Annotated in this window: 17 protein-coding genes; 2 read left to right on the top strand and 15 right to left on the bottom strand. The window is 70.3% G+C overall.

Annotated features, from left to right (window positions below; translation table 11 throughout):
* Positions 1-11: 11 nt before the first annotated feature.
* From O0235_RS08045 to O0235_RS07975, 15 genes are all read right to left on the bottom strand, one after another.
* A complete protein-coding gene (locus tag O0235_RS08045; RefSeq protein WP_270055273.1) occupies positions 12-1184 on the bottom strand; it encodes a site-2 protease family protein in 1173 nt (390 codons plus the stop codon).
* A 36-nt stretch (positions 1185-1220) separates the two neighbouring features.
* Positions 1221-3449 (bottom strand): phosphoribosylformylglycinamidine synthase subunit PurL, encoded by a 2229-nt coding sequence (gene purL, locus O0235_RS08040; RefSeq protein ID WP_270055272.1) that lies wholly within the window; start codon positions 3447-3449, stop codon positions 1221-1223.
* A gap of 61 nt (positions 3450-3510) precedes the next feature.
* Complete coding sequence (locus O0235_RS08035) at positions 3511-4095, bottom strand: DUF4389 domain-containing protein (RefSeq protein WP_270055271.1); 585 nt, start codon at positions 4093-4095, stop codon at positions 3511-3513.
* A gap of 141 nt (positions 4096-4236) precedes the next feature.
* Positions 4237-4938, bottom strand: coding sequence for a phosphoribosylformylglycinamidine synthase subunit PurQ (purQ, locus tag O0235_RS08030; RefSeq protein WP_270055270.1), 702 nt, complete (start codon positions 4936-4938; stop codon positions 4237-4239).
* A 50-nt stretch (positions 4939-4988) separates the two neighbouring features.
* On the bottom strand, positions 4989-7166 hold the full coding sequence (locus O0235_RS08025; protein WP_270055269.1) for an HD family phosphohydrolase: 2178 nt from the start codon (positions 7164-7166) through the stop codon (positions 4989-4991).
* A gap of 46 nt (positions 7167-7212) precedes the next feature.
* Entirely contained in the window at positions 7213-7938 is a 726-nt protein-coding gene (locus O0235_RS08020) for an HAD family hydrolase (protein WP_270055268.1), read from the bottom strand.
* Positions 7939-7949: 11 nt separating this feature from the next.
* Positions 7950-8450 carry a GatB/YqeY domain-containing protein gene (locus O0235_RS08015; protein ID WP_270055267.1) on the bottom strand — a complete coding sequence of 167 codons (501 nt, stop codon included), beginning with the start codon at positions 8448-8450 and terminating at the stop codon, positions 7950-7952.
* Positions 8451-8524: 74 nt separating this feature from the next.
* Complete coding sequence (rpsU, locus tag O0235_RS08010; protein ID WP_098502930.1) at positions 8525-8740, bottom strand: 30S ribosomal protein S21; 216 nt, start codon at positions 8738-8740, stop codon at positions 8525-8527.
* Positions 8741-8822: 82 nt separating this feature from the next.
* Positions 8823-9332, bottom strand: a complete 510-nt coding sequence (locus tag O0235_RS08005) for a DnaJ family domain-containing protein (RefSeq protein ID WP_270055266.1) — start codon at positions 9330-9332, stop codon at positions 8823-8825.
* A gap of 33 nt (positions 9333-9365) precedes the next feature.
* Complete coding sequence (locus tag O0235_RS08000; protein WP_270055265.1) at positions 9366-9668, bottom strand: hypothetical protein; 303 nt, start codon at positions 9666-9668, stop codon at positions 9366-9368.
* A 142-nt stretch (positions 9669-9810) separates the two neighbouring features.
* The gene (locus O0235_RS07995) at positions 9811-11661 is read right to left on the bottom strand and encodes a LysM peptidoglycan-binding domain-containing protein (protein WP_270055264.1); all 1851 of its coding nucleotides are present in this window, start codon (positions 11659-11661) and stop codon (positions 9811-9813) included.
* Positions 11662-11676: 15 nt separating this feature from the next.
* On the bottom strand, positions 11677-12282 hold the full coding sequence (locus O0235_RS07990) for a QcrA and Rieske domain-containing protein (RefSeq protein WP_270055263.1): 606 nt from the start codon (positions 12280-12282) through the stop codon (positions 11677-11679).
* Between the two features lies 1 nt (position 12283).
* Complete coding sequence (locus O0235_RS07985) at positions 12284-13174, bottom strand: hypothetical protein (RefSeq protein ID WP_270055262.1); 891 nt, start codon at positions 13172-13174, stop codon at positions 12284-12286.
* Between the two features lie 36 nt (positions 13175-13210).
* A complete protein-coding gene (gene extP, locus O0235_RS07980) occupies positions 13211-13963 on the bottom strand; it encodes a selenite/tellurite reduction operon b-type cytochrome ExtP (protein WP_270055261.1) in 753 nt (250 codons plus the stop codon).
* Between the two features lie 297 nt (positions 13964-14260).
* Positions 14261-15292, bottom strand: a complete 1032-nt coding sequence (locus O0235_RS07975; protein WP_270055260.1) for a dolichyl-phosphate beta-glucosyltransferase — start codon at positions 15290-15292, stop codon at positions 14261-14263.
* Between the two features lie 32 nt (positions 15293-15324).
* Here O0235_RS07975 and O0235_RS07970 point away from each other — a divergent pair, with 32 nt between their 5' ends.
* Together O0235_RS07970 and O0235_RS07965 are read left to right on the top strand one after the other, a co-directional pair.
* A complete protein-coding gene (locus tag O0235_RS07970; RefSeq protein ID WP_270055259.1) occupies positions 15325-16194 on the top strand; it encodes an HDOD domain-containing protein in 870 nt (289 codons plus the stop codon).
* Positions 16195-16227: 33 nt separating this feature from the next.
* On the top strand, positions 16228-17991 hold the full coding sequence (locus tag O0235_RS07965; protein ID WP_270055258.1) for a CapA family protein: 1764 nt from the start codon (positions 16228-16230) through the stop codon (positions 17989-17991).
* Positions 17992-18257 lie beyond the last annotated feature (266 nt).

Here is an 18257-nt window from a genome sequence, read left to right as displayed (position 1 = left end):
GGCCGGCGGCCTCAGGGGATGGCGGTGGGGGCGGCGGGCCGTTCTTCGTCGACGGCGGGGTTGTTTTCGCCGAGGGATTCGGCGAGCTGGAGCCGCTCGAGGATTTCGCGGCGGGTGACGAGGCCCACCATGCGGCCGTCTTCGAGGACGGGCACCTGGTTGAGCGCTTTTTCGCCGAGCATGGTGAGGATTTCGACGGCCGGGGTGGACGCCTCGACGGTGATGACCCGCTCGCGCGGGGTCATGACGGCCTGGGCGGGGGTGTGCGCCCACTCGGCGCGGGGGACGCGGCGGACGTCGCTGACGGTGAGGATGCCGAGGACGGCGCCGCCGTTGGCGACCATCACGGCGCGTTCGCCGTGGCCGACCATGTAGTCGTCGACGACGGCGGAGAGGGGCATGCCGGGGACGACGGTCGGGAAGTCGGTGCGCATGAGGTCGCGCGCGGTGAGGCGGCGGAGGACGCCTTCGAGCTGGAGGTTGGAGGCTTCGCCGCGGGCGGCGCCGAGGAGGAACCAGCCGATGAACATGAGCCAGAGGCCATCGAGGAGGAAGCCGCCGAGGAGGATGAAGAAACCGATGCCGAGCAGGGTGTAGCCGAACAGTTCGCCGACGCCGGCGGCGGTGCGGGTCGCCTTGCGGAAGCTGCCGGAGCGCTTCCAGGCGATGGAGCGGAGGACGCGGCCTCCATCGAGGGGGAAGCCGGGCAGCATGTTGAAGACGCCGAGGAGGGCGTTGACGGCGGCGAGGTAGAAGAGGATGGCTTCGAGCTGCTGGTTCAGCGAACCGAGGAGGAGGCCGGCAGCGCCCGTGAGGGCGGCGATGACGAAGCTGGTGGCCGGCCCCGCAGCCGCAATCTGGAACTCTTCGCCGGCGGAGGATGGCTGGCGCGCGAGGTGGGAGACGCCGCCGAAGATGAACAGCGTGATGCGCGGCACGGGGAGGCCGCGCCGCTTCGCGACGAGGGCGTGCGCGAGTTCGTGCAGGAGGACGGTGAAGAAGAGGAGGAAGGCGGAGGCGGTGCCGACGGCCCAGTAGGTGCCGGTGCTCCAGTCGTTGTAACGGGCCGGGAAGAGCCCTTCGGAGAGGGAGTAGGAGAGGAAGGCGATGATGAGGAGCCAGGAGGGGTGGATTTCGATGTCGATGCCGAAGAGGCGGGCGACGCGGAAGGAGCCTCCGAACATGGCGCCTAGCATAGCGCAACGGCGGGAACGGAAGGGTCAGGCGTCGAGGAGGGCTTCGTAGGCGCGGCGGAGCTCGTCGACCGGGAGGTCGACCGGGCCGAAGCGGAAGCGGGGCTCGCGGGTGGTGCGGCCGAGGAAGGTGACCGGGACGCCGAGCTCTTCGCCGAGGTCGCGCAGGCGGGCGAGGCCGCCGCCCTGCCGGAAGACGTCGGCGGCGATGGTGACGACGATGCGGGACTGGGCTTCGCCGAAGAGGGCGGCATCGAGCCGGCCGGGGAGGTCGCGGACGCCGTCGAGGCCCCAGCCGCCGAGGATGCAGCCCTCGGCGAGGGCGACGGCGAGGCCGCCTTCGGAGCAGTCGTGCGCGCTGAGGAGGAGGCCTTCGGCGTGGGCGCGGAGGACGAGCTGGTGGAGGCGCTGTTCGAGTGCGAGGTCGATGGCGGGCATGCCGGCGACGCGGCCGTGCTCGGCTTCGAGGTATTCGGAGCCGCCGAGGGCGGCGGCCGGCTGTTCGAGGCCGGCGCCGAGGAGGACGACCTGGCAATCGGGGCCTTCGAACCCGGCGCGGAGGTGGTGGCTGACGTCCTCGAGGAGGCCGAGCATGCCGATGATCGGCGTGGGGTAGACCGGGCGGCCGCCGGCTTCGTTGTAGAGGCTGACGTTGCCGCTGACGACCGGGGTGCCGAGCTGGAGGCAGGCTTCGGCGATGCCGCGGATGGCCTGTTCGAGCGTGTAGTAGACATCCGGGCGCTCGGGGTTGCCGAAATTGAGGCAGTCGGTGACGGCGACGGGCGCGGCGCCGGTGCAGACGACGTTGCGGGCGGCCTCGGCGACGGCGATGGCGCCGCCGGTGTAGGGATCGAGGTAGACGAGGCGGGCGTTGCAGTCAGTCGAGACGGCGATGCCGCGGGTGGTGCCGGGGACCCGGAGGACGGCGGCGTCGCCGCCGGGCGGGACGACCGTGTTGGCGAGCACCTGGTGGTCGTACTGGCGGAAGACGCCGCGCTTGGAGGCGATGTTGGGGCGGGCGAGCATCCGCAGGAGGGCGGGCGCGGCGTCCGCCGGCGCGAGGTCGGGCAGGGTGCCCGGGTCGAAGGCGTTCAGCTCGGCGAGCTCGGCAGGGCGGACGCCGTCGCGGCGGTACTGGGGCGGGTCTGTGGCGATGTCGACGGGGACGCGGGCGACTTCGACGCCGTGCTCGCGGACGACGACGTCGCGGCCGGCAGTGACGACGCCGATGGGGGCGCAGTGGAGCTCCCAGCGCTCGAAGAGAGCGGTGACCTCGGCGACGTGCTCCTTCTTCGCGATGACGAGCATGCGCTCCTGGCTTTCAGAGAGCATGACCTCGTAGGGCGTCATGCCCTGCTCGCGGCGGGGGACGTTTTCGAGGTCGAGGATGGCGCCGGAGCCGCCCTTCGCGCAGCATTCGACGACGGAGGAGGTGAGGCCGGCGGCGCCGAGGTCCTGGAGGCCGACGACCCAGTCGCGGTGCTGGGAGGCGAGTTCGTAGCAGGCCTCCATGAGGAGCTTTTCGAGGAAGGGGTTGCCGACCTGGACGGCGGGGCGCATCTCTTCGAAGCGGGCCTCGGGGTCGGTGCGGGAGGCGAGGCCGCTGGCGCCGTGGATGCCGTCGCGGCCGGTATCGGCACCGACGAGGAGGAGGACGTTGCCTTCGCCCTGGGCGCGGGCGCTGAGGAGCTTGTCGATTTCGGCGATGCCGACGCACATGGCGTTGACGAGCGGCGTGCCGGCGTAGGCGGGGGCGAAGAAAACTTCGCCGCCGACGGTGGGGATGCCGAGGCAGTTGCCGTAGCCGCCGATGCCAGCGACGACGCCGTGGAAGAGGTAGCGGTCCTGCGGGTTGTCGAGCGGGCCGAAGCGGAGCGAATCGAGGATGGCGACGGGGTAGGCGCCCATGGCGAAGATGTCGCGCACGATGCCGCCGACGCCGGTGGCGGCGCCCTGGTAGGGTTCGATGGCCGACGGGTGGTTGTGCGATTCGATCTTCATGACGACGCAGCGGCCGTCGCCGATGTCGATGGCGCCGGCGTTTTCGGCGCCAACTTTGGTGAGGATGCGTTCGCCGCTGGAGGGGAGGAGGCGGAGGAGGGGCTTGCTGTTTTTGTAGCCGCAGTGCTCGCTCCAGAGGGAGCCGAACATGCCGAGTTCGACCTCGTTCGGCTCGCGGCCGAGGCGCTGGACGAGGAGGTCGTACTCCTCGCGGCTGAGGGCGACGGCATCGAGGGCGGCCTGGTCGACGGGCATGGGGCTATGGTACGCGGGCGCGTTCGTACGGGATAAGGTGCGGGAGGGGGCGGAGGCGGCGTCAGCTCATGCTGAAGGGCGGGTACTCATCGGTGAGGAGGAGCATGTAGGCGCCGACGCGGGTGTTCCAGCGGAGGTAGCCGGACACGAAGTCGTGGATGAAGCCGGGCAGGCGGCCGATGAAGATGCCGGCGACCCAGCCGATGAAAAGGAGGACGCTCGCCACGATCTGGAGGATGTAGAGGACGATGGCGTGGGGGATGACCATGAACAGGCGGAAGAAGACGGTGAGGCGGCTGCGGCCGTCGAGCTTCGCTTCGCCCCAGAAGCGGACGGGGTAGGCGGCATCGGGGCCCATGGCGAACGGCGGGTATTTGCCGGTGAGGAGGTAGATGTAGGCCTGCATGCGCACGGCCCAGTGGTAGACGTTGAGGACGAAGCTGGCGAACCCGCCGGGCAGCTTGCCGGTGATGACGATGATGAACCAGGCAAGGACGACGAGGATTTCGACGACGAGGCTGAGGATGCCGACGACGATGATGTGGGGGATGGCGAGGAGGTAGCGGAAGAAGATGGTGAGGCGGGATTGCGGGGCTGGCGGATCGATGTCGAGTCCGAAGGGATAGGAGGGTGCGGCTGCGACCATCGGGAGCGACTCCGTGCGGCCGGCCCTGTGGGCCCGCGCCGGCGGACGCGACACGAGCGCGCCGCATCCGCGCCGCGGATTCTGCGCGGTCGCATGTTGCCGTGTAAAGATTTGGTTGACGTGGCGATGATTCGCGCCGCGTTAGCTGACGGCGGCGAGGGCGGAGCGGATGACGGATTCCCAGATGCGGTTGCCGTCGTCGCCGCCGACGAGCGGTTCGCCGGCGCGCTCGGGGTGGGGCATCATGCCGAGGACGTTGCCGCGCGCGTTGATGATGCCGGCGATGTTGCGGGCGGAGCCGTTGGGGTTCGCCTCCGGGGTGACGTTGCCGGCGGCGTCGCAGTAGCGGAAGACGACGAGGCCGCTGGCTTCGAGCCGGTCGAGGGTTTCGGGGTCGGCGTAGTAGTTGCCTTCGCCGTGGCTGATGGGGATGCGGAGGACGGCGCCTTGCGGGATGGCATCGACCCAGGGGCTGGGGCCGCCTTCGCGCCGGAGGTAGACCCATTCGCAGCGGAACTGGAGGCTGGCGTTGCGGACGAGGGCGCCGGGCAGGAGGTGGCTTTCGCAGAGGACCTGGAAGCCGTTGCAGATGCCGATGACGGGCTTGCCGGCCTCGGCGAAGGCGGTGACAGCCTCCATGATGGGGGAGAAGCGGGCGATGGCGCCGCAGCGGAGGTAATCGCCGTAGGAGAAGCCGCCGGGGAGGACGACGGCATCGAAGCGGGCGAGGTCGGTCTCCCGGTGCCAGAGGATTTCGGCCTGCTGGCCGAGGATGTCGTGGAGGACGTGGTAGGTGTCGCGGTCGCTCCAGGTGCCGGGGAAGCGGACGATGGCGAAGCGCATACGGTGATTGTGGGGCCGGGCGGCGCGGTGTGTCGAACGGGCGCGGCGGTTCAGGGGCTGCGGACGGGGGTTTCGCCGCGGGCGACGGAGGCGAGCTCTTCCGGGGTGGGCTGCGGGTAGCGGACCCGCGGGTGGTAGACGGCGCGGAAGGTGGCTTTGAAGGTGCGGGCGATCGCCTGGAGGTCGCGCATCGTGATGTCGCACTCGTCGAACTGGCCTTCGGCGAGCCGCTCGGCGATGACGGCGTCGACAGACTGGTCGATGGCGGCCGGGTCGTGGTCGCCGGCGCGGATGACGGCTTCGCAGGAGTCGGCGAGCATGACGATGGCGGCTTCGCGGCTCTGGGGGCGCGGGCCTTCGTAGCGGAAGTCGGCCGGGTCCGGCTGGCGGCCTTCGCGGACGGCAGTGCGATAGAAGTAGGAGACGAGCCGCGTGCCGTGGTGCTGGGGGATGAAGTCGCGGATGACATCCGGCAGGCGGTGCTTGCGGGCGAGTTCGAGGCCGTTGGTGACGTGGGCGCGGATGATGCGGGCGCTCTCCTCGGGCGGGAGGCCGTCATGGGGGCTGGGCGCGCCTTCTTCGAGCATGTTTTCGATGTAGTAGCGGGGCATGGCGAGCTTGCCGATGTCGTGGTAGTAGGCGCCGACGCGGGCGAGGAGGGGGTCGGCGCCGATGGCGATGGCGGCGCGCTCGGCGAGGGAGCCGACGAGCATGCTGTGGTGGTAGGTGCCCGGGGCCTCCTCCTGCAGGCGGCGGAGGAGCGGGTGCTCGGGCTGGGCGAGTTCGAGCAGCTGGATGCGCGAGGTGATGCCGAGGGCGAAGGCGAGGAGGGCGAAGATGCCGAGCCCGAGGACGGCGCTGGCGGCGCCGTGGATGCCGGCGGCGAGGCCGATCCATGCGAGGTCGATGTTGGCGCGGGGCATTTCGAACAGCCAGAAGGAGGCCATCGCGGCGGCGGTGGCGAGGGCGGCGGCGATGCCGGCGAGGGCGTAGCGGTTGATGCGCTCGGCGCGGTTGATGGCGGCGGCGCCGGCGAGGCCGCCGGCCGTGGCGACCGTGGCGAATTCGAGCGACTGGAGCGGGCCGATGTAGGTGGAGCCGGCGACCTGCGGGAAGCTGCCGCCGATGAATGCGGCGAAGATGCCGACGGCCGCGGCAACGACGGCCGCGTAGGAGAGCCGGGCGAACGAGCCGACGACGATCGCCGCCGTGGAGACGGGGATGGCGTGGAGGAGGAAGGTCCGCTCGGCATCGGGCGTGAGGACGGGGAAGGCGACGCGCGCCCCGAGCAGGACGGCGAGGATGGTGAGGGCGGCGGCGATGAGGCGGCGGTTGGCGGGGCTTTCGAACGGCTGCAGGAGGTAGGCGTAGAGGCCGAGGAGGAGGCCGAAGCCGGCAGCGATGAGGGCCGCGCCGCCGAGGGTGTAGGGGTCGAGGCCGGAGCGGAGGGTGCCGGTGGCGCGGAGAGCTTCGATCTCCTGCGCGGTGATGCGCTGGCCTTCGGTGACGATGACCTGCCCGGCGGTGATGGTGCGGACGACCGGGCTGACGGCGTCGCGGGCCTGCTGGCGGGCGCGCTCGGTCGCGGCGGCATCGACGCGGAAGTTCGAGACGGCGAAGGCGCGCAGGAGGGTGGAGAGGGCCGCGCGCTCGCCTTCGGAGGCGGAGCCGCGCTGGGCGATGAGCTGTTCGACGGCGGCGGCGATGTCGCGCTGCTGCTCCTCGGGCGTGGCGCCGCGGCCGATGGGGCTGCTCATCAGCGCCCGGAGGAGGTCGGCGGCGCGGGATTCGAACAGGGCGAGGCCGGTCGAGTCGAGCGAGATGAGGTAGAGGCGGGTGGTGCTCCCGATGGTGCCGGGGGCCTCGAGCGCGGCGACCTGATCGGCTTTCTGCTGGGTGGAAAGGTCGGTGCGGGCGACGATGCTGCGGACGCTGGCGAGGTAGCGCTGGAGGGCGGCAACCCGGGCGTCGGTGAGGGCAGGGTCGGGCGGGAGGGGGACATCCTGAACGGCGGCAGCGGCCTGCTCGCGGGCGGCTTCGGTGAGGGCCTCGGAAACGAACTGGGCGTCGTGGGCGGCCTCGAAGGTGCGCGGCGCGTAATCGCCCTCGGCGAGGTCGGAGCGGAGGCCGGCGACGGGCGCGACGAGGAGGGCGGCCCCGGCGGCGAGGATGAGGCCGAAGGCGGCGGCGGCAACCCGCGTGACGGCGGGGGAGGGCGGGCGGAGCATGACGGTGATGTCAGGATACCAGAGCGGGATGGGCGGGCCCGGGGGCTCAGAAGCCGTACCGGGGCGAGAGGCCTTCACCGAGGAGGTCGGCGAGGCCGGCGAGCCGTTCGATGACGAGGTAGCCCGCGGCTTCGCGCTGGCGGCCGCGGCGGTCGAGCAGGACGGCGCGGAGCCCGGCGGCGCGCGCGCCGGCGATGTCGGTCGCGGGGGTATCGCCGACGAAGATCGCTTCGTGCGGTTCGAGGCCGAGGTCGGCGAGCGCGCGGCGGAACGGGGAGGGGCTGGGCTTGGCGAGCCCGACGTCGGCGGAGGAGACGACGGTCTCGAGGTAGCCGGCGAGGCCGAGGCTGTTGATGAGCGGGTGCCAGAAGGCCGCGGGGAAGATGGAGTTGCTGACGACGCCGAGGCGGTAGCCGCGGTATTTCAGGGAGGCGAGGATGGCGCGGGCGTCGTCGTAGACCTCCTGGCCGCGGCAGGCGGCCTCGAAGAAGAGGCGGGCGGCAGCTTCGACGTCGCCGGCGGCGGCGGGCCAGCCGAGCCAGGTGAAGGCCTGGCCGAGGATGGCGCAAATCTCGGGCGCGCGGCCGCCGGGGTGCGGCCCGCGGTTGGGCAGGACGGCATCGAAGGCGCGTTCGACATCGGCAGCGCGGGCTTCGACGCCGAGTTCGCGGGCGGCATAGGCGGCGACGGCGGCGCAGGCTTCGGGAACCCGGTCGGCGCCGGGGCGGGCGATGGTGCCGTCCCAATCGAAGAGGACGCCGCGGATGGCCATGGCGGGCCGCCTCAGCCGCCGAGCAGGCTGCGGACGATCTCGTTGATGGTGCGGCCGTCGGCGCGGCCGGCGAACTCCTTCGTGAGCACGGGCATGACCTTGCCGAGGTCGCGGGCGGAGCTGGCGCCGGTTTCGGCGATGACGCGGCGGGCGGCGGCTTCGATCTCCTCGCGGCTGGCCTGCTGCGGGAGATAGCTTTCGAGGACGGCGACTTCGGCAGATTCTTTGTCGACGAGGTCCTGGCGGCCGGCCTTCTGGAACTGCTCGATGCTCTCCTTCCGCTGTTTGATCTGCTTCTGGATGAGTGCGAGGACGGCGGCGTCATCGAGGACGAGGGGCGGGAGTTCGGCCATGCGGGCGAGCTCTTCGTCGCTGGCGCCGGAGGGCGGGGTGCGGATCTCGGCGTTCTTGATGGCGGAGAGGAGCATGCGGAGGGTGGATTTCCGGGTTTCGTCGCGGCTGCGCATGGCGTCGGCGAGGTCGGCCTGGATGCGGTCGCGGAGGGTGGACATGGCGGTGCTCCAGAACGGGATGGCCCGGCGAAGGTGCCGGGCCATCGGTGTCGGTGGTGGTGCTGCGAGGCGGCTCAGCGCCGGGCGGCGGCTCGGGCTTCGCTGCGAAGCTGCTTCTTGCGGAGTTTGCGAAGGCGCGCTGCTTCCTTCTTCTTGCGCTTGACGCTGGGCTTTTCGTAGTGCTCGCGGCGCCGCGCTTCGGAAAGGATGCCGTCCTGCTGGACGCGCTTGTTGAAGCGCTTGAGGGCTACCTCGAACGGCTCGCCTTCGGCAACGATGACTTCGGACAAGAGCTGCTCTCACCTCGCCTTCTGGGTGGGATGGAGGGTGCGCGCGGAGGCGCGTCCTTTACTGTAACACGGCCGAGCGCCGTCAGGCGAACAGGTGGCGGAGGGCCGCCGGGATGCGGCTGTCGAGGCGCTCGAGGTGGTACTCGACCCAGATGCCGGGGCGTTCGGTGCGGATGCCGGGGGCATCGAGGTTGAAGCGGTCCTGCTGGCGGCGGATGTCGCGGGCGAGCTGTTCGTACCGCTGGCGGGCGTGGAGGATGGCTAGGCGGTGGCCTTCCCAGTCGCCGGTGGCGGCGGCCTGCTCGCAGAGCCGGCGGTGGGCCTCATCGATGCCGGCGAGCCGTTCGAGGGCGGCTTCGATCTCGCGCGCGAGGTTGAGCCATTCGGGGAGGACGCCGGCGTTCTTGAGGATGTGGTGGCCGAGCCAGTTCGGGTCGTTTTCGTTGCCGTCGAATCGGAGCGGCTTGCCGGCGCCGGGGAGGTTGTCGAAGAGGCCGGCGGCCATGGCTTCCTGGATTTGCGATTCGATGGCTTTCTCGAGCGACATGCGGACCGGCGCCGAACGGGAATGGCCCGCCGGGCGGCGGGCCATTTCATGGTAGCGGACTGCGGGCCGCGGGGGCTGTCAGTCGGCCGAGGGGAGGACCTTCGGCTGGAGGAGCTCCATCGGGCGGCCGTCGACGTTGAGGGCGCACGGGCCGGGCTTGACGACGAGCACTTCGATGCCGGTCTGCTCGTCGCGGTAGCGCTTGCCGAGCTGGACGGTTTCCATGCCGGTGGTGTCGACGGTGACGCTCGGGTCTTCCTGGCCGCGGATTTGCATGGGGACATCGCCGCAGCGGAGTTCGCCGTTGCCCCCCTTGGTGACGATGAATTCGGCGACGCCGCCGGGCACGACGTAGCGCTTGCCAGTCTGGGCTGCTGCCATCCCTTCTTCCCCTGTCCTGTGGAAATGGGCGCCCGGCGCGGCCGGGCGCGGTGTTTGGCCGGATCCTACGGAGGCGGCGGGCCGGGGTCAAACCGAGAGGGGGCCCTGCGGCCCCCTTTCGTGCGCTGCCGGCGGGCGAGGGTTATTCCTCGACCCAGATGTAGGCGAGCATCGGCGGGTGGTAGTCGCAGGTGACTTTGAACTCGCCCGGGGTGTTCATGGTGATCTGGCGGGTATCGCCCTGGCGCAGGTCGGGCCCCTGCACCTGGCCATTGAAGACGATGTTGTGGAGGCCGACGATGGAGGTGAAGGTGATGGTGGTGCCGGGCTTCACCTTCACGCCGCCCTGGTTGGGCGGCTGCTGCTGGCCGTCGGCGATGACGGTCCAGTCGCTGGCGTGGGCATCGATCTTCACGTCCGTGCTGAAGTTCTCGGGCTTGGTGATGCTCACCGGGGTGCCGAGGCCGGGAAGCGTTTCGAACACGGCGTTCGGGATGGCGTACTGGACGCAGGCGGTGCCGGGGTTGATGGCGTCAGGCGGCGCGGTGCCCCAGGCCGAATCCGGCAGCTTCAGCGCCGTGCCGATGGCGAGGATGCTGTTCGCCTGGATGCCGTTGGCCTCGGCGAGGGTGGCGGCGGTGACGTTGGAGAAGCCGGCCGCGACTTCTTCGAGGTTTTGTCCTTTCACCGTATAGCGGTCGATGTTCGGCAGGCGGATGACGACGTCCTGGCTGAGCGGCGTGGCCGGGTCAGCGTTGTTGGCGCGGGCGAGGTCGGCCACGGTGGTCTTGTGGTCGTTGGCGACCGACTGCCAGGTATCGGCGAGCCCGACGATATAGCGGGTGCCGGCGGGCAGGCGGATCTCCTGCCCGGGGTTCACGACCGGCGAGGCCGGGTCGAGGTTGTTGAGGGTGGCGAGGGCGGCGACGTCGGTGATGCCGTGCAGCTCGGCGATCTCGGCGAGCGTCTGGCCTTCCTTCGCGACGTAGACGAGGTTGGGCAGGGTGAGCCGGCGCCGATGCTCGAGCTCGGCGGTGTCGGCCACGCCGTTGAAGATGTCGGGGTTGAGGCGGCGAAGATCGGCAACGGCGATGCCGTGCTGCTGCGCGATGGAGGACGGGGTATCGCCGGCGGCGATGATATAGGTCGCGCCCTCGGGGAGCCGGAGCGTCTCGCCGGGGAAGAGGCCCGCGCGGGGCTGGCCGTCGGCGGTGAGCAGCTGCATCGTGGCGATGCCGCGCTTCTCTTCGTAGGTGTACTTCAGCCCGTTGAGGTCGGCGATGATGACGGGACCGACGAACTGGGCATCAGCGATTTTCCGCAGCGTCTCGTTGTCCTTGTAAACGGTGTAGATGTACCCGTTCGGCATCGCGCTGAAGCCGGGAATGCGGACGCGGGTGTACTTCGGCAGGACCTCGTCGACGTTTCGATTGCCGTTGGCCGCAGAGATTTCCGCGTAGCCGATGCCGTGGCGTTGGGCGATGGTGGTGAGGGTATCGCCGCTGACGAGGGCGGTGAGCTCGGTGTTGAGGTTGTGGGCGAAGTGCTCGGCCTCGAGCCACCATTTGGAGGTAGGAACGCCGTTGACCTCGGTGTCCTCGGGCGCCGTGATGAGGTTGATGAGGTGCTCGATCTGGATGGCGTTGAGGGAGCCGCCGTTCGTGTTGAGCCAGGCGGGCATGCGGGTGCCGGCGCGGCCGCAGTAGAGGGTGCGGCGGAGCATCGCCTTGTTGGCGGCGAGGGCGAGGGGGTCCTGGTTCTTGAGCTCAGGCGTATCGAGCGGCAGGCCGACGCCGCCTTCGCCGCGGTTGCCGTGGCAGGTGCGGCAGTTGTTGGCATACAGGAGGGCGCCGCGCTCGCGCGACTGGTCGAGGGTCCAGGTCTGCTGGGATTCAGCGCGGACGGGGAGGTCGATGGCGGCGTAGGCGGCGCAGCCGCCGACGGCCATGAAGAGGAGGGCGACGATCAGGATGATCTGCTTTTGGGTGTTCAATCGAACCTCCTCTTCTCAGGCGTACGGGACTTCGCGCAGCGGGTTTTCGGAGGAGCCGCTGGTGATCTGGCCGGTGTTGACGTTGACGGAGCCGTCGGCGTTGACGGTGAGGCGCATGGTATCCATGGAACGCGGCGCAGGCCCGTAGACGCGGACGCCGGCCTTCGAATAGGTGGAGCCGTGGCAGGGGCAGCGGAACCAGCCGATGATGCCGGGGAAGTTGACCTGGGCGCCGTTGAAGGCCGGGTTCCACGGGACGGTGCAGCCGAGGTGAGGGCACTTCCAGTAGAGGGCGAGGAGGCCGCCGGTGCCGCCGACCTGGAGGACGTCGCCCTCCGGGCCGTTGAGGTTGACGAGCCAGAACTTGCCCTCGGGGATGCGGACGGGATCGGCGCCGGGCCGGGGGATGCGGTCGGCGGTGACGGTGACGGTGCCGCCGAAGCCGGTGGGCCGGCGGAGGTTGAAGAAGCCGAGGAAGCTGGCGAGGAGGCTCCCGGTGAAGAGGGTGAGGCCGGCGAAGGCGCTCACGCGGAGGAAGGAGCGGCGCGCAAGCTTCCGCGCTTCGATCTGGCGCGCGCGTTCGATGCGCCCGGTGGCGCGGGGTGCGGTTTCAGCTGCCATGTCAGTGTGCCTCCTGCCCCGGGATGCCTTCGCTCACCTTGAGCTGCCACGGGAGGACGAGCTCCTGGCCCTGGCCGCGGAAGGCGGTGCCGACGAGGGTGAGGACGCCGAAGACGACCACGAAGCCGGTGAAGAGCGCGAGGAGCGCATCGCGCCGGCTGACGACCCAGCCCATCCGCCAGAGGGTGTAGATGAGGAGGCTCGGCAGGCCGACGAGGGCGACGATGGGGATCGCCTGTTCGACGAGCCAGGCGGGGAGGTCGAGGTGCTGGAACGTCGTCGGGCCCCCGCGGCCGGTGCCGTCGAGGATGCGTAGCTCGAACGGAAGGTAGGTGATGCTGCGGGACCATTCGGGCCACGGCAGCTGGGACTGCATGGAGCGGACGTTTTCGAGGAAGCGGAGGGTATCGCCGCCGGAGAGGCCAAACCAGGCGTGGAGGAAGTAGGCGACCTTGCCGGTATCCCAGAGGATGAGGACCCAGGTGCCGACGAAGGCGACGATGCCGGAGGCGATGGTGATGCGCCAGGCATTTTCGGTGGCGAACCAGGCGCCCTGGCCTTCGTTATCGCGGTCGAAGTAGGGGAAGGCGGCGAGGAGGATGAGCCAGACGGTCGGCACGATGATGCCGGCCATCGCGGCGTTCATGTGGAGGAGGAGCTCCTGCAGGTTGAGGAGGTACCACGGCGCCTTGGAGGGGTTCGGCGTGACGTCGGGGTTCGCCTGGTCGAGCAGGGGCGCGTTCATGAACGTCGACAGGATGAGGAGGCCGACGGTGAAGACGAGCGCCGAGATGAATTCGATGAAGATGAGGTCGGGCCAGACGAGGACTTCTTCGTCGCGCGCGCGGGGCTGAGGCCGCGCGACGGGCCGGGCTACGACTGCGGTTGCCATGCGTTCCCCTCTCTCAACCTGGAGTGTGGCGGCGGCTTAGAGCGGCCGCGCGAGGCCGCCGTCGCGGCGGATGCGCCAGAAGTGCACGGCCATGAAGATGGCGGCGAGCAGCGGCAGGCCGATGACGTGGAGCGTGTAGAAGCGGATGAGGGCGTTGGGGCCGACTTCGAAGCCGCCGAGCATCCAGAAGCGGGTCTTCGGGCCGAGCACCGGGGCGGAGCCGGCGATTTCGGAACCGACGGTGATGGCCCAGAAGGCGAGCTGGTCCCACGGCAGGAGGTAGCCGGTGAAGCTGAGGAGGAAGGTGAGGACGAGGAGGATGACGCCGACCACCCAGTTGAATTCGCGCGGGGGTTTATAGGCGCCGGTATAGAAGACGCGCATCATGTGGAGGAAGACGAGGATGACCATGGCGTGGGCCATCCAGCGGTGCATGTTGCGCATCAGCTGGCCGAACTGGACGGTGGTGGTGATGTTCTGGATATCGAGGTACGCCCGCTCGACGGAGGGCACGTAGTAGAACATCAGCAGGATGCCCGTGACGGTGAGGCCGAGGAACATGAAGAAGGAGAGGCCGCCCAGGCAGTAGGTGTGGGTGATTTTGACGTGGGTGCGGTGGATGCGGGTGGGGTGGAGGTGGAGGAACACGTTCGTCGCAACGATGAGCATCTGGTTGCGCGGCGTGTTCGGGTAGCCGGTGCGGAAGATGGACTTCCAGACGTAGTTATGGAAGAGCTTGTCGTAGATCTTATCGGCGAGCGTTGGCTTGGGCGGTGCTTCGACGGCCATGTTCCTTCCTTACCTCTGCCACCACTGCCCGAAGAGCACGAGGATCCCGAGCATCGCGGTGATGGTGATCGCAACGATGACGAGTTCGAGGGGCTCTGCGAAGTCGTGCGGTAGATTAGCCCATTCCATGCGGCCGGCCTCCCCCTCCCCGGCTCCGGGGCGCAAGGAGCCCCGGTACGGAGACTTTGTGAATCCTGTAGCAAGGCTGAGTTATACCATCGGCCCCGTACCGGATCAAACCGGGAATGCCCGGATCGAGGCCGCGCTTACGTTCTCCGCGAAGGCGGCGCGGAACCGTCACGGCGGGGCCGCCCCGGACTGGCGGCGGCGCCGGAAGCGCATGCGGGCGAGCCCGCGGATGTCTTCGAGGGCGGTGCTGACGATCTTCACCTTCGTGTCCGGGTCTTCGACCCAGCGGACGGGGAGTTCGCAGATTTTGAGGCCGGCCTGCTGCGCGAGGATGAGCAGCTCGGTATCGAAGAACCACATCCGGTTTTCGATGTGGGGGACGACGAGCTGGACGGCGCGGCGGTTGAGGGCCTTGAAGCCGCACTGGGCGTCGGTGATGCGCAGGCGGGGGAAGGTGAGCCGGATGAGGGCGACGTAGCCGCGGCTGGTGATTTCGCGCTTGAGCTGGCGCTTCACTTTCGCGCCGCGGGCGAGCCGGGAGCCGATGGCGACGTCGCAGCCGCGCTCGGCGACCATGGCGATGAGCTCCGGCAGGTGGGCGAGGTCGGTCGAAAGGTCGACGTCCATGTAGCTGACGATGTCGGCGTCGCTCTGGAGCCACGCTTCGCGGAGGGCGAGGCCGCGGCCTTTGACATCGAGGACGAGGGCATGGACGCGCTCGTGCTCCGCGGCGAGCCGGCGGGCGAGCTCGGAGGTGCCGTCGGTGGAGCCGTTGTCGGCGATGACGAGCCGCCAGTCGTACTGGGGGTTCTGCGCGAAGAGGGCGAGCGTGGCGAGGGTGCTCTGCTCGAGGACTTTGACCTCGTTGTAGCAGGGGATGACGACGTCGACGCGGGGCCGCGGCGCGGTCATGGGGTGATTGTGGGGCCGGCCGGGCGGTGTGTCGATGCGCGGGAACCGGGAACCGGGAACCGGGAAGCGGGAGGCGGGAGGCGGGAAGCGGGAGGCGGGAACCGGGAGGAGGGAGGAGGGAGGAGGGAGCAGGGAGCAGGGAGCAGGGAGGGAGAATAACCTCCAACCTCCAACCTCCAACCTCCAACCTCCAACCTCCAACCTCCAACCTCCAACCTCCAACCTCCAACCTCCAGCCTCGAGCCGGGGCGGCGGGACCGGGCGCTGTTCCCGGATGTTTCCCTTCACGGCGGCGGCAGGCTGCCGACACTCATTGCGTGATGGGTAAGGATGCTGCCGCGCTGCTCTCGAGGATCGACGACCTGCCGCCGCTGCCCGCCGTGGCCGCGCGCGTCATGGGCATGGCCGAGGACGACCGGACGAGCGCGATGGACCTCGCGCAGGTGCTGGCGACGGACCAGGCGCTGACCGCGAAGCTGATCCGGATTTCGAACTCGGCCTACTACGGCTTCGCGCGGCGTGTTTCAACGGTGCGCGAAGCGGTGGTGCTGCTCGGCTTCAAGCAGGTGCGCCAGGTCGCCATCGGCGCGAGCCTGATGACGACCTTCCGCAAACTGCCGAACGAATCGTTCGACCTCGACCTCTTCTGGGGGCACAGCGTGGCCGTCGCGGTGGCCGGCGAGGCGCTCGCGAAGAAGTCGTTCACGGTGAAGCCGGAGGACGCCTTCACGGCGGGCATCCTGCACGATATCGGGCGGCTGGTGATCCGGCAGGTGATGCCGGCGGAGTTCGAGCAGGCGGTGCAGATGGCGCGCCGCGGCGAGGCGCCGCTCCACATCGCTGAGCTGATGACGACGGGCTACGCGCACGATGAGGTGGGCCGGGCGCTGGGCGAGCTGTGGAAGTTCCCCGGGCACCTGGTGGAGGCGGTGCAGTGCCACCACGACGAGACGTTGACCCCGGAGCACGACGGGCTCGCGGGAGTGGTGGCGCAGGCGAACCGGCTCGTGCTCCACTACGGCCTCTTCTGCGGGTACGACGTGGAGGGCGGCGAGGTGGCGCCGCTGCCGCCGGACCTGGCGGCGGTGGAGGCGGCCTGCGGCGGCATCGAGCGGGTGCTCAACCGGGCGTTCTCCTTCATCGAAGCGGCCTCCGGGACGCCCGAGAGCTGGTACGCGCGGGCGAGCTGACACGGGCCCGGCCGGGCGCGCTAGGATGCGCGCATGGAGCCTGCCACGCGGGAGGACAGGCGGAACCCCTGGCGGCTGTGGTTCGCGGCGAGCGTGGCGGCCTGCTGCACGAGTTTCGGCCTGCTCGCGTGGTCGATCTTCGACGCGGCGACCGGCGGCGGGGCGGGGCCGGCCTCCGGCGCGCCCGCGGATGGCCCATCGCCGACACCGGCCCCGGCGCTCCGCTACCGCGGCGCGCTCCCGGCCGGGGCGGCAGGGCTGGGGCTCGCGCCGGCAGGCCCGGCGGAGGCGGCCGACATCGCGTTCGAACCCGCGCAGCCGGGCGACGGCGTGCCCGTGCGGCTGTTCGTCGCTGCGGCGGCGCCGGGCGCGGGCATCGATGCGCTGCGCCGCGATGAGCTGGTCGCGGCCCTGCGCGGCGAGGCGGCGGGCTGGGCGGCGTTCGGCGGCTTCGACCGGCCGATCGAACCGGCGTTCGTCGGCGAGCCGGCGGAGGCGCAGGGCATCCTCGAGGGGCTCGGCGCGGGCAAGTTCGACCTCTCGCGGTTCCGCTTCTTCGCCACCGCCGACGACTTGCGGGCCGCGCTCACGCTCGAATCGGGGGTGCTCGCCATCCTGCCGTTCGACGGCCTGCGGCCGCCGATGGTGGCGCTCGCGGTCGATGGCGCGGACCCGGCGCGGGGGTACGGCGACCCGCGCGCGTGGCCGCTGGCGGAGCGCGTGGCCGTCCGGGCGCTGACGCCGGCAGGCGAGGAGGCGCGGGCGCGGGTGGAAGCGGCCATCGCGTGGGCACCGCCCCCGGTGACGCGGGTGGTCGCGACGGGCGACATCCTGATGTCGCGCTGCACGCTGACCGCCATCCGGGCGACGGGCGACTGGGCGAGCCCGCTCCGTTCGCCGGTGGGCGACTTCCTCGCGGCGGCGGACATCGCGGCGGGCTCGCTCGACGGCTCGATCCAGGACTACGCGGAACCGTACGGCTGCGTGAGCACGACGAACCTGACCTCGCCGCCGGAGGTGATCGCGGCGCTGACGCACGCCGGCTTCGACGTGCTGACGGTGGCGACGAACCACGTGTTCGACTGCGCGGACGGGGGCTGCGGCGCGAAGGCGATGCTGCGGACGATCGAGCTGCTGCGCGCTGCGGGCATCGCGACGGTCGGGGGCGGCCGGAACCTGGAGGAGGCGCTGGCGCCGGTGATCATCGAACGGAACGGGGTGCGCTTCGGCTTCCTCGGGTTCGACGACATCGCGGCGGAGGATATCGGCGCGACGGAGACGGAGCCGGGCACGGCGCCGCTGGACGATTCGTACGCGGACGAGAAGGCGACGCCGCCGCGCGAACCGGCCTTCTACAAGCCGGCGGAGATGCTCTCGCTGACGCGGTTCGAAGCGGCGATCCGGGCGCTGAAAGCGGAGGCCGACGTGGTCATCGTGCTGGTGCAGTCGGGCTACGAAGACACGCACGCGCCGAGTCCGCGCAGCATCAAGGCGCTGCGGGCGGCGGCCGATGCGGGCGCGGACCTCGTGGTCGGGAACCAGGCGCACTGGGTGCAGGCGGCGGAGGTGCGGGGCGGGACGTTCATCGCGTATGCGCTGGGGAACTTCATCTTCGACCAGCGGTGGACGCCGGAGCACACGCAGGGATACCTGCTGGAGGCCACCTTCCACGGCGCGAAGCTGGCGACGGTCCGGATGCTGCCGTACCAGATCGAAGGCCAGTACCGGCCGATGTTCGCCGAGGGCGCAACGCGGTTGAAGATCATCGGCGACGTCATCGGGACGCCGGTGGAGTGAGGCGGGAGGAGGGAGGCGGGAAGCGGGAACCGGGAGGCGGGAAGCGGGAACCGGGAGGCGGGAGAAGGGAGGAGGGAGGCGGGAGGCGGGAAGCGGGAACCGGGAGGAGAAAGGAGGGAGCTGGGAGTTGGGAGGGTGCTTGAATGCGAACGCGGGGGTGGGCCTCCCGGCCCTTCGCGGGGACGGAGCCCCGCGGCTACGGGAGTTGGGAGCTGGGAGCTGGGAGGAGGGAGGGTGCTTGAATGCGAACGCGGGGGGTGGGCCTC

This window comes from Tepidiforma flava (genome assembly GCF_027594505.1).
Lineage (GTDB): Bacteria > Chloroflexota > Dehalococcoidia > Tepidiformales > Tepidiformaceae > Tepidiforma > Tepidiforma flava.
Note: the sequence above shows the minus strand (reverse complement) of the source record. Positions and strands in the feature narration are given on the sequence as shown.